The sequence below is a fragment of the Enterobacter cloacae complex sp. ECL352 genome, assembly GCF_020149545.1.
Lineage (GTDB): Bacteria > Pseudomonadota > Gammaproteobacteria > Enterobacterales > Enterobacteriaceae > Enterobacter > Enterobacter asburiae_B.
The window spans coordinates 4,697,852-4,711,286 of the sequence record NZ_CP083709.1 but is presented as its reverse complement, the minus strand read 5'-3'; the positions used below and the strand labels follow the sequence as shown (position 1 = coordinate 4,711,286).

General features: G+C 57.2%; 15 protein-coding genes. 6 read left to right on the top strand and 9 right to left on the bottom strand.

Features of this window, described 5'->3' with window-relative positions:
• Positions 1 to 113: 113 nt before the first annotated feature.
• The 4 genes from LBF07_RS23250 to sad form a co-directional block, all read right to left on the bottom strand.
• A complete protein-coding gene (locus LBF07_RS23250; protein ID WP_047060875.1) occupies positions 114 to 470 on the bottom strand; it encodes a DUF4186 domain-containing protein in 357 nt (118 codons plus the stop codon).
• Positions 470 to 1,372, bottom strand: a complete 903-nt coding sequence (glsB, locus tag LBF07_RS23245) for a glutaminase B (RefSeq protein WP_198922118.1) — start codon at positions 1,370 to 1,372, stop codon at positions 470 to 472. The genes LBF07_RS23250 and glsB overlap by 1 nt, the downstream gene beginning before the upstream one ends.
• An 86-nt stretch (positions 1,373 to 1,458) precedes the next feature.
• A complete protein-coding gene (locus tag LBF07_RS23240; protein ID WP_094935488.1) occupies positions 1,459 to 3,048 on the bottom strand; it encodes a methyl-accepting chemotaxis protein in 1,590 nt (529 codons plus the stop codon).
• A gap of 122 nt (positions 3,049 to 3,170) precedes the next feature.
• Positions 3,171 to 4,559: a succinate-semialdehyde dehydrogenase gene (gene sad / locus LBF07_RS23235; protein WP_094935487.1), complete on the bottom strand. Its 1,389-nt coding sequence runs from the start codon at positions 4,557 to 4,559 to the stop codon at positions 3,171 to 3,173.
• A gap of 98 nt (positions 4,560 to 4,657) precedes the next feature.
• Here sad and LBF07_RS23230 point away from each other — a divergent pair, with 98 nt between their 5' ends.
• Positions 4,658 to 5,536 (top strand): LysR substrate-binding domain-containing protein, encoded by an 879-nt coding sequence (locus tag LBF07_RS23230; protein WP_048974740.1) that lies wholly within the window; start codon positions 4,658 to 4,660, stop codon positions 5,534 to 5,536.
• Here LBF07_RS23230 and LBF07_RS23225 read toward each other — a convergent pair.
• The 3 genes from LBF07_RS23225 to LBF07_RS23215 all read right to left on the bottom strand — a co-directional run bounded on the left by LBF07_RS23225 (position 5,490) and on the right by LBF07_RS23215 (position 7,664).
• Positions 5,490 to 5,972, bottom strand: a complete 483-nt coding sequence (locus tag LBF07_RS23225; RefSeq protein ID WP_029741250.1) for a GNAT family N-acetyltransferase — start codon at positions 5,970 to 5,972, stop codon at positions 5,490 to 5,492. The genes LBF07_RS23230 and LBF07_RS23225 overlap by 47 nt on opposite strands.
• Positions 5,973 to 6,056: 84 nt before the next feature.
• On the bottom strand, positions 6,057 to 6,848 hold the full coding sequence (locus LBF07_RS23220; protein ID WP_045888377.1) for a PhzF family phenazine biosynthesis protein: 792 nt from the start codon (positions 6,846 to 6,848) through the stop codon (positions 6,057 to 6,059).
• 27 nt (positions 6,849 to 6,875) lie between these two features.
• Positions 6,876 to 7,664 (bottom strand): PhzF family phenazine biosynthesis protein, encoded by a 789-nt coding sequence (locus LBF07_RS23215; RefSeq protein ID WP_094935486.1) that lies wholly within the window; start codon positions 7,662 to 7,664, stop codon positions 6,876 to 6,878.
• Between the two features lie 177 nt (positions 7,665 to 7,841).
• Here LBF07_RS23215 and LBF07_RS23210 point away from each other — a divergent pair, with 177 nt between their 5' ends.
• Positions 7,842 to 9,038 carry a sugar transporter gene (locus tag LBF07_RS23210; protein WP_094935485.1) on the top strand — a complete coding sequence of 399 codons (1,197 nt, stop codon included), beginning with the start codon at positions 7,842 to 7,844 and terminating at the stop codon, positions 9,036 to 9,038.
• Positions 9,039 to 9,081: 43 nt separating this feature from the next.
• Here LBF07_RS23210 and LBF07_RS23205 read toward each other — a convergent pair whose 3' ends face one another.
• The gene (locus tag LBF07_RS23205) at positions 9,082 to 9,747 is read right to left on the bottom strand and encodes a MarC family NAAT transporter (protein ID WP_023311775.1); all 666 of its coding nucleotides are present in this window, start codon (positions 9,745 to 9,747) and stop codon (positions 9,082 to 9,084) included.
• A 255-nt stretch (positions 9,748 to 10,002) separates the two neighbouring features.
• Between LBF07_RS23205 and marR the strand changes: the two genes are divergently transcribed.
• The 3 genes from marR to marB are packed head-to-tail and all read left to right on the top strand — an operon-like array spanning position 10,003 to position 11,090.
• Positions 10,003 to 10,437: a multiple antibiotic resistance transcriptional regulator MarR gene (gene marR, locus LBF07_RS23200; RefSeq protein WP_008502236.1), complete on the top strand. Its 435-nt coding sequence runs from the start codon at positions 10,003 to 10,005 to the stop codon at positions 10,435 to 10,437.
• 20 nt (positions 10,438 to 10,457) lie between these two features.
• Positions 10,458 to 10,838, top strand: a complete 381-nt coding sequence (gene marA / locus LBF07_RS23195) for an MDR efflux pump AcrAB transcriptional activator MarA (protein WP_008502237.1) — start codon at positions 10,458 to 10,460, stop codon at positions 10,836 to 10,838.
• A 33-nt stretch (positions 10,839 to 10,871) separates the two neighbouring features.
• Positions 10,872 to 11,090, top strand: coding sequence for a multiple antibiotic resistance protein MarB (marB, locus tag LBF07_RS23190; RefSeq protein WP_029741246.1), 219 nt, complete (start codon positions 10,872 to 10,874; stop codon positions 11,088 to 11,090).
• 32 nt (positions 11,091 to 11,122) lie between these two features.
• Here the strand turns inward: marB and eamA are convergent, their stop codons facing one another.
• Entirely contained in the window at positions 11,123 to 12,028 is a 906-nt protein-coding gene (gene eamA, locus LBF07_RS23185) for an O-acetylserine/cysteine exporter (protein WP_033145532.1), read from the bottom strand.
• A 194-nt stretch (positions 12,029 to 12,222) separates the two neighbouring features.
• Between eamA and ydeE the strand changes: the two genes are divergently transcribed.
• Entirely contained in the window at positions 12,223 to 13,416 is a 1,194-nt protein-coding gene (gene ydeE / locus LBF07_RS23180; protein WP_047060864.1) for an efflux MFS transporter YdeE, read from the top strand.
• The last annotated feature ends 19 nt before the right edge of the window (positions 13,417 to 13,435 follow it).

Genomic DNA, 13,435 nt, shown 5'->3' with positions numbered 1-13,435 from the left:
TAAATATCATTCCATATGAAAGCTTATGGCAATTATTGCGGTCGTCAGCATGATCGGGACTAACTTGGGATGCATCTATAACATAAATACCACGGGAGCATAACTCGTCAAATTTAGGCGTTCATCTGCAGCACCAGCCAGTGGTGGATAACGCTGACGATATAATTTTGTTGCGGCGCCGTGAGCGTTACGCCCTGTGGAATGTTATGCCATTTTGCCAGACAGCCCCGGCAACAGGTGGCGGTGGCATGCTGGGCGATAAACACCGGATGACCGCGCATGGGCGTCTGCTTACCGTCGTTTGCGGGGTGCGCGGGCGCAAGGCGCTTTTCGACAAAATCCGCGGCGTGCCGATCAATGGTTTCGGGGCCTTTATCCCAGCAGTACTGTCGTTCCTTATCGCCTAAGCGAAAGCGCGAGCGAAATGTCGATCGCGCCAGGCGGGAAAAGAGAGGATCCAGATCGGACATCAGTATACGGAACGTCCCAGGCGCTGGGTCAGTTTCTCCAGAACCGCCACGCCGGCAAGCGAATTTCCCGTTTCATCCAGTTCCGGGCTCCAGACGGCTATCGCCATTTCATGCGGCACAATCGCCACGACCCCGCCGCCAACGCCCGATTTAGCCGGAAGCCCAACGCGCCAGGCAAACTCACCGGCGTTTTGATACATCCCGCTGGTGGCCATCAGCGCGTTAACCTGCCGGGCCTGAAGCGGAGAAACCACCTCCTGATCGAGATGCGGCGCGTGCCCCTGGTGCGCAAGGAACAGGAACGTCTGGGCCAGCTCAACGCAGCTCATTTTCAGGGCGCAGTAATGGAAGTAGTTTTGCAGCACGGTCGCCACGTCGTTGTGGAAATTACCGAAGGATTTCATCAACCACGCGATAGCCGCGTTACGGGCGGAGTGTTCAAACTCCGAGCGAGCCACCACCGCATCATAGGCAATATCGTCAACGCCAGAGAGCTGGCGAACAATCTCCAGCATTCGCTGGCGCGGTGCGCTGAGGCGACTTTGCAGCATATCGCAGACCACCAGCGCTCCGGCATTGATAAAGGGATTTCGCGGTTTACCCTGTTCAATCTCGAGCTGAAGCAGCGAGTTAAAAGGCTGGCCGGAAGGATCTTTACCGACACGCTGCCAGATCTCTTCTTCTTCATACTGGCGCATCGCCGCAACCAGACTAAGCACTTTCGAAATGGACTGAATGGAAAAACGCTCAGCCGCATCGCCTGCCTGGTATCGCTGTCCGTCAATGGTACAGATAGCAATCCCCAGCTTGTTCCCGCTCACCGAGGCAAGGGCCGGAATATAGTCGGCAACCTTCCCCTTTCCAATTAACGGACGAACCTGCGCCAGAATCTCGTCCAACATCTCATTATGGATGACCGCAGCCACACTTTGCTCCTTGCCCTCAGGCTAAAACGGGCTGCGAGTATAACAGAGGCTTATGTATTGCGTCAGGCGCTAAGACGAAAACGCGAAACGGCCTGCAATAAAAGATCGGATTGCTTTTGCAGCCGCTCAGAGGCATCCGAGGCGTCTGAGACCAGCAGGTCCGTCTGCCGGGAGACCTGATTCAGCGCCTGAAGCTGGCGCGTCATCTGGTGAATACTGTCTCCCTGGCTGAGCGTGGCGGTTGAGATCTCATTAAGCAAACTGCTTAAATTGCCCACCAGGCCGGTGACCTGCTGCAGATTCTCTTCCATCAGGGTAACGGCGCGGGAACCGTCTTCAATGCCCCGCAGCGAACGGTTGATCAGCTCCTGAATGGTCTGCGTCGAGTGGCTGCTTTTTCTGGCCAGAAGCCCGACTTCCCTGGCGACGACGGCAAAACCGCGCCCCTGATTTCCGGCATGGGCCGCCTCGATGGCGGCATTCAGCGCCAGGATGTTGGTCTGAAACGCCACGCTGTCGATCATCGCCACGATCCCGCGCATCTCAGAAGATCGGTCGACGATCGCCTGCATGGACGCATTCACGGTAGACATCATCCGGTCGCCCCCCACGGCGGCCTGACGCGCTTCATCGGCCCGCGAGCTGGCGAGCCTGGCATAGCCGGTATTCCCTTCCACATGGCTTTCCAGCGCCGCGATATGCGCCGTCACATCCTCAAGCTCTTTCGCCTGGCGCGCTGACTGCTGATACAGCTTCTGGTTACCCTGCGCAAGGGAGTCAATGTTCTCCACCATCGTCGCGGTGGCATGGCTGACCTGCGTCACCAGCTGCTGCAGACCGTGCTGCATCGTCGCAATACTGTCGCTAAGCTGACCTATCTCCCGGTTAAAGCGCATGACGGTCGGCGGCGTGCCGGAGAGATCCCCTGCCGCCAGCCGGTTAATATGCGCAATCAACCGACGCAGCGGCGTAATCACCCATCTGGACATGCCGAACCAGACGACAACCGCGATGGCGAGCAGCAGCACCGGCGCAAACAGGAACAACGTTTGCAGGCCGGAGAGCTGCGCCATTAAGCTCTGACGCCCCTGCATGGCCTGCTTCTCGCTTGCCTGCTGATAGCGCGCATAGTTGTCGTTAAAATCAGACTGAAACGCCTGAGCCGGTACGGCAAAAAACGCGTCGATGGTGTTGGTCTTAATCAGACCTTCAGCCTGCTCGTTGATCGCCCCGTAGAAAAGCTGATAGCTGTTCACCAGGGCGTCGTCTTTCGGCGGATTCAGCGCCAGCCAGGCCTTCCACGCCTGCTGAGAAACCGCCAGCGCCTTTTGCGCATCATCCATCAGGCTGTGCCAGCTCCCGTCGGAGCCGGTCTCTTTATCCTGCATAAACCAGACGCCGGAGCGGTTAAGCAGGTCGCTTGCCGCCAGCAGGGAAACGCGCGCCAGATCCAGCTTGCTCTGCTGCTGCCAGGCCAGCAGGTTTTGCTGCTCGTTGCGCTGGGCGTCGTTCAGGGAGGCGTTAAGCAGGAATGAGGAGGAGAGCTGCAGCGCGGAGAAAAGGCCAATAATGCAAAAGATACCCGTCAGCAGGCCAAAGTGACGAGGGGTGAGACGCTGCGCAATACGGCGAAAAATTTGCGTTAGGTTCATAATTATCTTCATTAACAATGCGTTAGACGCGTGCGAGTCTACGAAATGAAAATGACAGAACCATTGCAGATAAATGACAACGGCCCTCGTGATGAGGGCCGTAATCACAGGCGGGCGATAAATTACACGCGATCCTTCCACACCGTCTGCACGTTGCAGAACTCGTGCAAACCAAAGTGGGAAAGCTCGCGGCCAAAGCCGCTTTTCTTCACGCCGCCGAAGGCCACGCGCGCGTCGCTGGCGCTAAAGCCGTTGATAAACACCCCGCCGCACTCCAGTTCGCGGGAGAATTTATCCGCAAGCGCCGCGTCAGCGGTAAAGACGGTGGCGGACAGGCCAAAGTCGCTGTCGTTGGCAAGCGCCAGAGCGTGCTCCGCGTCTTTTGCGACAGTCACGGCCGCGACCGGACCAAACAGCTCCTGGCGGAAAGCCGTCATCGACGGGGTGACGTTGGCCAGCACGGTTGGCGCGTAGTAATTGCCCTCTCCGCTGATTTTCTCTCCGCCCAGCAGCAGCGTTGCCCCTTCGGCCAGGGTGGCCTGCACCTGCTGATGCAGCTCATCGCGCAGGTCAAAACGCGCCATCGGGCCCAGGTAGTTCTCTTCTTCTTCCGGCGCGCCCATCTTTAACGCGGCGACGGCGTCGACGAAGCGGCGGGTAAAGGTATCTGCAATCCCCTCTTCCACAATGAAGCGTTTGGCCGCCGCGCACACCTGCCCGGTATTCTGGTAGCGACCCGCCACCGCCGCCTTCACGGCGAGATCCAGGTCGGCATCGTTGAGAACGATAAACGGGTCGGAGCCGCCCAGCTCAAGAACGCATTTTTTCAGCGCGGCCCCCGCCTGCGCGCCAATGGCCGCACCGGCACGCACGCTGCCGGTGACGGTCACGGCCGCAATACGGCGATCGTTAATCGCCTGGCTTACGCCGTCATTGGTGGCGTTCACCCAGCCGAATACGCCTTCAGGGAAACCGGCATCCGCAAAGATCTGCCCAATAAGTTCCGCAGAGCCGAGCACGTTTGGCGCATGCTTAAGCAGATAGCTGTTACCTGCCAGCAGAATGGGCACCGCGCCGCGCAGCACCTGCCAGAGCGGGAAGTTCCAGGGCATCACCGCGAGAATCGGCCCCAGAGGACGGTATTCAATAACCGCGTTGTGGTTTTCCACCAGCGTAGGTTCCGCACGCAGCATCGCCGGGCCGTGCCCGGCATACCAGTCGCACAGAGCTGCGGATTTTGCCACTTCCGCCCGCGCCTGCAGGATGGGTTTCCCCATTTCACGGGAGATGGTCTGCGCCATCTCTTCCGCGCGGTTTCGCAGCGCGGCGCCGAGATCCCGGAGCTTCTGCGCCCGTTGGGACACGCTTTCGCGTCGCCACTGGCGATACCCCGCGTCAGACTGAGAAATCGCGCGTTCAACCTCTTCCGCCGTCGCCCAGGGATAAGCAGCGAGAGTTTCCCCCGTTGCCGGGTTAACGGACAGGGCATGTGTAGCAGATGAATATTTCATGATGTTCTCCACGCATTTCGGTTGATTCATTGTGGCTCACTCTGCTATTTCTTAAAAATGAATAATACTAACCACCTTATTCACGAAACGAGAATGCTATGGACCTAACCCAGCTTGAAATGTTTAACGCCGTCGCGCTGACGGGCAGCATCACCCAGGCGGCGCAGAAGGTGCATCGCGTGCCGTCTAACCTGACGACCCGCATCCGCCAGCTGGAAGCCGATCTTGGCGTTGAGCTATTTATTCGTGAGAACCAGCGTTTGCGCTTATCCCCCGCCGGGCACAATTTCCTGCGCTACAGCAGGCAGATCCTCGCCCTGGTGGATGAAGCGCGCATGGTCGTCGCGGGTGATGAGCCGCAGGGGCTATTTGCCCTCGGCGCGCTGGAAAGCACCGCCGCGGTGCGCATTCCCGAAACGCTGGCGCAGTTTAACCAGCGCTATCCGCGCATCCAGTTTGCCCTTTCTACCGGGCCTTCCGGGACGATGATTGATGGCGTGCTGGAGGGAACCCTCAGCGCCGCCTTTGTCGACGGGCCGCTGTCGCACCCGGAGCTGGAGGGCATGCCGGTCTACCGGGAAGAGATGATGCTGGTCACGCCTGCCGGGCACGCCGAGGTCGCCCGCGCCGCGCAGGTTAGCGGCAGCGACGTTTATGCCTTTCGCGCGAACTGCTCGTACCGTCGACATCTGGAAAGCTGGTTTCATGCGGACAGAGCCACGCCAGGCCGCATTCATGAGATGGAGTCCTATCACGGCATGCTCGCCTGCGTCATTGCGGGCGCGGGCATCGCGCTGATGCCGCGCTCGATGCTGGAGAGTATGCCGGGACATCATCAGGTTGAAGCCTGGCCGCTGGCGGAAAACTGGCGCTGGCTTACAACCTGGCTGGTGTGGCGGCGCGGAGCGATGACCCGCCAGCTGGAAGCTTTTATAGCGCTGCTAAACGAACGTCTTCAACCAGCGCCTTCTCCATAAACAGGCTGAGCGGATCGTCAGCGTACGGGGCAAACGCCGGACGCAAATCGTACCCGCACTGCTCGTACAGGCGAACCGCGGCGCGCTGTTTGATGCCTGTCTCCAGCCTTACCGTGTGGCAATGGCGGCTCAGGGCCTCATCTTCCAGAGCGGCCAGCAGCGTCTCGCCGAGATGCTGCCCGCGATGGGCCGGATCGATATAGACCCGCTTCATCTCCCCCGTTCCGTCGCCGTTGAGCACGATGGCTCCGCAGCCTACGGCGTGCAGCTGCTGGTCACGAATGACCATCAGGATCAGCGAGGCTTCCGGCAGCGCGGACAGGTCGAGCAGATGATTGCTTTCGGCGGGATAGAGTTCGCTCTGATAGCGGTCAAGCGCCGCGATCAGGTTGAGAATGTCCGGATGACGTGCAGATTCAGAGGTAATGGAATACATGGCAGGCTCCTTGCTGTTTTTATATCAACATAGCTCAGGCCTGCCGGGGTGGTTCATAGTATTAACTTATAGCGCGTCACTCAGCTAGCGCAGGAAGATTCGCCCTTTCAGATACAGCGTAGCCTGGCCGCCAATCAGCACGCGGTCGCCCTTCAGCTCGCAGCGCAGATCCCCGCCACGGTATGACACCTGGCGGGCATTGAGTGACGTTTTGCCCAGCTTTTCGCTCCAGTAAGGGATCAGCATGCTATGGGCGGATCCGGTGACGGGATCTTCCGGCACCCCTTCGCCAGGGCAGAAGAAGCGGCTGACGAAGTCATATTCTTCTCCCGGCGCCGTCACGCAGACCATTTTATCCAGCGGAAGCATGGCCCCAATATCCGGCGTTAACGCTTCTACCTGCTGCTGGCTCTCCAGCACCACCATGTAATCGCGTCCGACGCGCACCTCTTTCGCCGCCCTGATACCCAGCGCGCTAAACAGCACCTCAGGTGGGTTTTCGACGACTTCCGTCGTCCACGCGGGGAAGTTCAGCGTCAGCCAGTCGCCGCTGCGCTTGACGGTCAGCTCGCCCACGAAGCGCGTGGTGAAGGTGATTTCGGTATGCGGATAATCAAGGTATTCGAAAATGACGTGCGATGCGGCAAGCGTAGCGTGACCGCACAGGTTAATTTCATCCAGCGTGGTGAACCAGCGCAGCTCAAACCCGCCGTCGGTGCGCACGAAAAAGGCGGTCTCAGACTGGTTATGCTGTTGCGCCATTTTGAGCAGCGTTTCGTCCGGCAGCCACTCTTCCAGAGGACATACCGCTGCGGCGTTGCCGCCAAAGGTTTTATCGCTGAAGGCATCCACCAGATAAAAATCAATTTCCTGCATTGTCTCTTCCTCTCTTGTTATGGGTTTTTAGCGCAGAAAAACTGTGCCTTTCAGATAAAGCGTGGCCTGCCCGCTCATCAGCACGCGCGAACCTTTCAGCTCACAGCGCACATCGCCGCCGCGCGCTGAAACCTGACGGGCGAACATCGTGGTTTTGCCCAGCTTTTCACTCCAGTAGGGGATCAGCATGGTGTGCGCGGAGCCGGTGACCGGATCTTCCGGGACGGAAACGCCCGGTGAGAAAAAGCGGCTGACAAAATCATATTCCCCCTCACCGCGCGCCGTAACGCTCACCTTATGCTCGCCCGGCGTCATCACCGAGAAGCGCGGCGCAAGCGCTTCAACCTGCTGGCGATTTTCCAGAACGATCAGCCATGCGCGCCCTTTACGGGCTTCAACGTAGCGGCTGATACCCAGCGCCGAGAGCATCTCCGGCGGGGGTGTCTCTTCATGGGTTGGGCATGCAGGGAAGTCCAGCGTCATCCACTCCCCCTCCCGGCTGACGGTGAGGCGGCCAGAGGCGGTTTCAAAGTGGATCCGCGAATCCGGGTAATCCAGCTCGGTAAATAGCACGTGCGCGGCCGCAAGCGTAGCGTGGCCGCAGAGATTGACTTCGGTGAGCGTGGTAAACCAGCGTAGCTCAATGCCCCCTTTACTGCAGACGAAAAAAGCCGTTTCCGACTGATTATGCTGCTGCGCCATTTTCAGCAAGGTCTCATCGGGTAACCATTCCTTGAGCGGGCAAACGGCGGCCGGATTGCCGCCAAACGAGGTGTCGCTGAACGCATCTACCAGATAAAAATCAATCTCCTGCATTGTCTTACCGCCTGTTTTTATTGTGTTGTTCTTTTATATTCAATGAAAACGGTGTTCCCGGCTACCGCTTTCATAAGGTAAATATTGAGATCTGCGTCACATAATGGTTGAGTTTTCGCCGTTCGACGTTTTAAGATCGTCTCCTCTTCTTTTCAGCAACGAATCTCCGACATCCCTATGACAACGAACACAGTTTCCCGCAGGGTTGCGTGGCTACGCGTGGTCACGCTGGCCATTGCCGCGTTTATTTTTAACACCACAGAATTTGTTCCGGTTGGGCTGTTGTCTGACATCGCTGAAAGTTTCCAGATGGAAACGGCCCAGGTGGGCATTATGTTGACCATCTACGCCTGGGTAGTGGCGCTGACGTCCTTGCCGTTTATGCTGCTGACCAGCCAGATGGAGCGGCGCAGGCTGCTGATCGGCCTGTTTGTGCTGTTCATCGCCAGCCATGTTCTGTCGTTTATGGCGTGGAATTTTACGGTGCTGGTCATTAGCCGCATCGGCATTGCCTTTGCCCATGCGGTGTTCTGGTCGATCACCGCGTCGCTGGCTATTCGACTCGCTCCGGCGGGTAAACGCGCCCAGGCGCTGAGCCTGATTGCCACCGGTACCGCACTGGCGATGGTGCTGGGTCTGCCGATTGGCCGCATCGTAGGGCAATACTTCGGCTGGCGTACGACGTTCTTCGCCATTGGTATGGGCGCGCTGGTTACGCTGGTATGCCTGATTAAGCTGCTCCCCGCGCTGCCGAGCGAGCATTCCGGCTCGCTGAAAAGCCTGCCGCTGCTGATGCGTCGCCCGGCGCTGCTGGGTATCTACCTGCTTACCGTCATTGTGGTGACGGCCCATTACACGGCGTACAGCTACATTGAACCCTTTGTGCAGGTGGTGGCGGGCTTTAGCGCCAACTTTGCCACCATCCTGCTGTTGATCCTCGGCGGAGCGGGCATTATTGGCAGCGTGCTGTTCGGTAAGCTGGGTAACCGGCATGCGTCAACGCTGGTGAGCTGCGCTATCGGTCTGCTGCTGGCCTGCCTGCTGCTGCTGATGCCTGCCGCAGGCAGTGAAAGCCAACTGGCGATCCTCAGCCTGTTCTGGGGCGTGGCGATCATGATTATTGGTCTGGGCATGCAGGTGAAGGTCCTGGCCCTGGCGCCGGATGCAACGGACGTCGCCATGTCGCTGTTCTCAGGGATTTTCAATCTGGGGATTGGCGCGGGCGCGCTGGTGGGAAATCAGGTAATACTGCACGTATCAATGTCGGCGATTGGCTATCTGGGCGCCATTCCGGCCCTGGTGGCGCTTGTCTGGTCGGTGCTCATCTTCCGTAAATGGCCGGTGGCGCTGGAGGAACAGGGTCAGCACGGGTGAGCCTTCTTGCCGGGTGGCGGCTTCGCCTTACCCGGCAATCACATCAATGATAGGTCTTAATAATTTCCAGCACGCCGTTAATAATAAACTGCACGCCCATACAGACCAGCAGGAAGCCCATCAGACGGGAAATCGCCTCGATACCGCCCTTGCCTACCCAGCGCATAATGGCCCCAGAACTGCGCAGCGACGCCCACACGATAACCCCGATAATCGCAAAAATCAGCGGTGGCGCAACCGTCAGCACCCAGTCCGGGAAGGTTGCGCTGTCACGCACCGTTGATGCGGAGCTGATGATCATCGCGATCGTACCCGGCCCCGCCGTGCTCGGCATGGCAATCGGTACAAAGGCGATATTCGCACTCGGCTCGGTTTCCAGCTCTTCCGATTTGCTGGCCGCTTCCGGCGACTCATGCGCCTTTTGCGCCGGGAACAGCATGCGGAAACCGATAAAGGCCACAATCAGCCCCCCGGCGATACGCAGGCCGGGGATGGAAATCCCGAAGGTGTTCATCACCACCTGTCCGGCATAGTAAGCCACCATCATGATGGCAAACACATACACCGAGGCCATCATCGACTGATGGTTGCGCTCGGCGCTGTTCATATTCCCTGCCAGCCCGAGGAACAGCGCCACCGTCGTTAACGGGTTAGCCAACGGCAGCAAGACCACCAGCCCAAGGCTGATTGCTTTTATTAAATCCAACATAGTGCGTTGTCGTCCTTATCCATATTTAACACAGCAATTATAGGGTGAAAGTGTGACATTGAGCCATGGGTGCAACGCAACGATTATTTCCGTCCTGGAAAGATAACTGACAGTTATCTATATGATTTGAAAGACCTCAAAAAAAGTTCATGAAACGTTTTAGCAATTCGTGGCATCGGCTGACTCATTCAGTTGACTTATACTTGCCTGAGCAATAATATCTGCCGTGACTAACTACTTGCCAGGGCAACCATTGTGAAAAGCACCAGTGATATCTTTAACGACGTTGTTCCGCTGGGTCGTCTTATTCATATGGTAAATCAGAAAAAAGATCGCCTGCTCAACGACTATCTGTCACCGCTGGATATCACCGCAACACAGTTCAAAGTGCTGTGTTCCATTCGCTGCGAAGTGTGTATTACACCGGTTGAGCTTAAAAAGGTGCTCTCTGTCGATCTGGGCGCGTTAACCCGCATGCTGGATCGTCTCGTCTGCAAAGGATGGATAGAACGAAGCCCTAACCCGAATGACAAACGCGGCGTACTGGTGAAGCTGACCAGCGATGGCGCGGCCATGTGCGAGCAATGTCATCAATTAGTAGGACAAACACTGCATCAGGAACTAACAAAAAACTTAACGGCAGATGAAGTGGCAACCCTTGAGCTTCTGCTCAAAAAAATACTGCCGTAAACAGAAAAAGAGGTATGACGATGTCCAGACGCAATACTGACGCTATCACCATTCATAGCATTTTGGACTGGATCGAAGATAACCTGGAATCGCCGCTCTCCCTTGAAAAAGTGTCAGAGCGTTCAGGTTACTCCAAATGGCACCTGCAACGGATGTTCAAAAAAGAGACCGGTCATTCATTAGGTCAATACATTCGCAGCCGCAAGCTGACGGAAATTGCCCAGAAACTGAAAGAAAGCAATGAGCCGATCCTTTATCTGGCGGAGCGTTACGGATTTGAATCGCAACAAACCCTGACGCGTACGTTCAAGAACTATTTTGACGTACCGCCTCATAAGTACCGAATCACCAGCGTGCCGGGCGAATCCCGATACCTGTATCCGTTAAAACACTGTAGTTAATCATCGCCTGTAACAGACGTAACCGAGGAAATCATGAAAGTTACCGCCTCCGCCGCCCTCGCCTTGCTGGTGCTGTTCTCCAGCCAGACCTTCGCGGAGCAAACCCCTCGTGCAACGCAGCAAAATAATCCTGATACGATGATTTTGCCGTCAGCACATGACCAGTCGCCTTATGATTTCAACCATATGGGTGCTGGTAGCGACAAATCCGACGAATTAGGCGTGCCTTATTATAATCAGCACGGCCTCTGATTCGTTTTTGCCCCGCAGACGCGGGGCTTTTTTTATGCCTTTTCGCTTACCCGCGTCGCCCGACGAACCCGCAGACCAAACACGTTAATGTACAGCCCGGCCATGATCAGCACGGCGCCAAACAGCTGCAGCGCGCTCAGCGTTTCATCCAGCAAGAGTGCCGCACTGGCAAGCCCCACCACCGGCACCAGCAGGGATAACGGCGCCACGCGCCAGGTTTCATAACGCCCCAGCAGCGATCCCCAAATCCCGTAGCCCACAATGGTGGCGACAAAGGCCAGATAGACAAGAGAAAGGATTGTGGTCAGATCGATCTCGACCAGACTGTTCAGCATTACATCCGGACCATCCAGAATAAACGACGCCGCCAGAAACGGGATTATCGGGATCAGAGCGCTCCAGACAACCAGGGACATCACCGCCGGGCGCGCCTCGTGCTGCATAATCAGCTTGTTGAAAATATTCCCGCAGGCCCAGCTCAGCCCCGCCGCCAGCGTCAGCATAAAGCCGAGCAGCGCCACATCCTGGCCGTTCAGGCTGGCTTCAATAAGCACCAGCACGCCAAACACCGCCAGCGTAATGCCCGCCAGCTGTTTGCCCTGTAAACGTTCGCCAAACACGAAGGCGCCGAGAATGATGGTAAAGAACGCCTGCGCCTGCAGCACCAGCGAGGCCAGACCGGCCGGCATCCCGAACTTGATGGCGCAGAAGAGAAACGCGAACTGGCCAAAGCTGATGGTCAGGCCATAGCCCAGCAGCAGCTTTAACGGGATCTTCGGACGGGCGACGAAAAAGAGCGCCGGGAACGCGACCAGCAAAAAACGTAAACCGGCCAGCATCAGCGGCGGCATGTTGTGCAACCCCAGCTTGATGACCACAAAATTGAGCCCCCATACTACGACCACCAGCAACGCCAGCAGTCCGTCTTTACGCGTCATACCCTGCCCCTGAATTATTAATTATTTGTTAACAGTTCAAGGTAACAGAAAAAAGCGCGCGGCGAGAAGATCATTAATTATGGCAGTCAGGCGAAGCACTTACGGATAAATTAGGTGCTATACAAGCCCCTTATGTCATGGTAATCCTGTTAACACACGTCTAAAAAAAGCATAAGCAACTGTCGGGCAGGAATATGAAACCATCTCTCAGGCGCTCAACCGCAGCGCTGCTGGCGTCGTCATTGTTATTAACCATCGGTCGGGGAGCAACGCTGCCGTTCATGACCATTTATCTCACGCGCGTCTACAGCATGAGCGTCGAGAATATTGGTTATGCCCTGACGATTGCGCTGACCATCGGCGTAGTGTTCAGCCTGGGATTTGGCATTCTTGCCGATAAGTTTGATAAAAAGCGCTACATGCTGATCGCGATCGTGGCCTTTATCGCCGGATTTGTCGCGATCCCGCTGGTCGATAACGTCACGCTGGTGGTGCTGTTCTTTGCGCTGATCAACTGCGCCTATTCCGTCTTTTCGACGGTGCTGAAGGCCTGGTTCTCCGACGTGCTCACCGCAAGCCAGAAAGCGCGCGTCTTCTCGCTTAACTACAGCTTTCTGAACATTGGCTGGACGATCGGGCCGCCGATTGGCACCCTGCTGGTGATGTACAGCCTGCAGCTGCCGTTCTGGCTGGCGGCCTTCTGCGCCGCGCTGCCGCTCGGATTCATCCATTTCTTCGTGCAGAAAAGCGTTGCGCTGGATACCGCCGAAGAGAAGATGCCCTGGCAGCCGTCGGTACTGCTGAAAGACCGCGCGCTGTTCTGGTATACGCTCTCCGGCCTGCTGGCGTCATACGTCGGCGGATCGTTCGCGACCTGCATTTCGCAATACGTTCTGGCCGCGCATGCAGACAGTAATTTCGCCGAAAAGGTGGTCGCCGTGGTATTGCCCGTCAACGCCGCGGTGGTGGTGACGCTGCAATATGCGCTGGGCCGCAAGATCTCTGCCAGCAATATTCGCCCGCTGATGACCCTCGCCACCCTGTTTTTTATCGTGGGGCTGGGTGGCTTTATGCTCTCCGGGGAAAACCTGGTTTACTGGGGCATCGCTGCCGCCATCTTTACCCTGGGTGAGATTATCTATGCACCGGGCGAATACATGCTGATCGACAACATTGCCCCGCCGGGGATGAAGGCGAGCTATTTTTCCGCGCAGGCGCTGGGCTGGCTCGGCGCGGCGGCAAACCCGATGATCACCGGTATTATCCTGACCAACCTGCCGCACTGGTCGCTATTTGTCATCATGATGGTCGCCATCGTTATTGCGTGGCTGATGATTTTGCGTGGGATGAGCGTGAAGGCGTGGTGTGAAACGCCCAACGTGGCGTAGCGCTTCCAGGCCGGGTGAG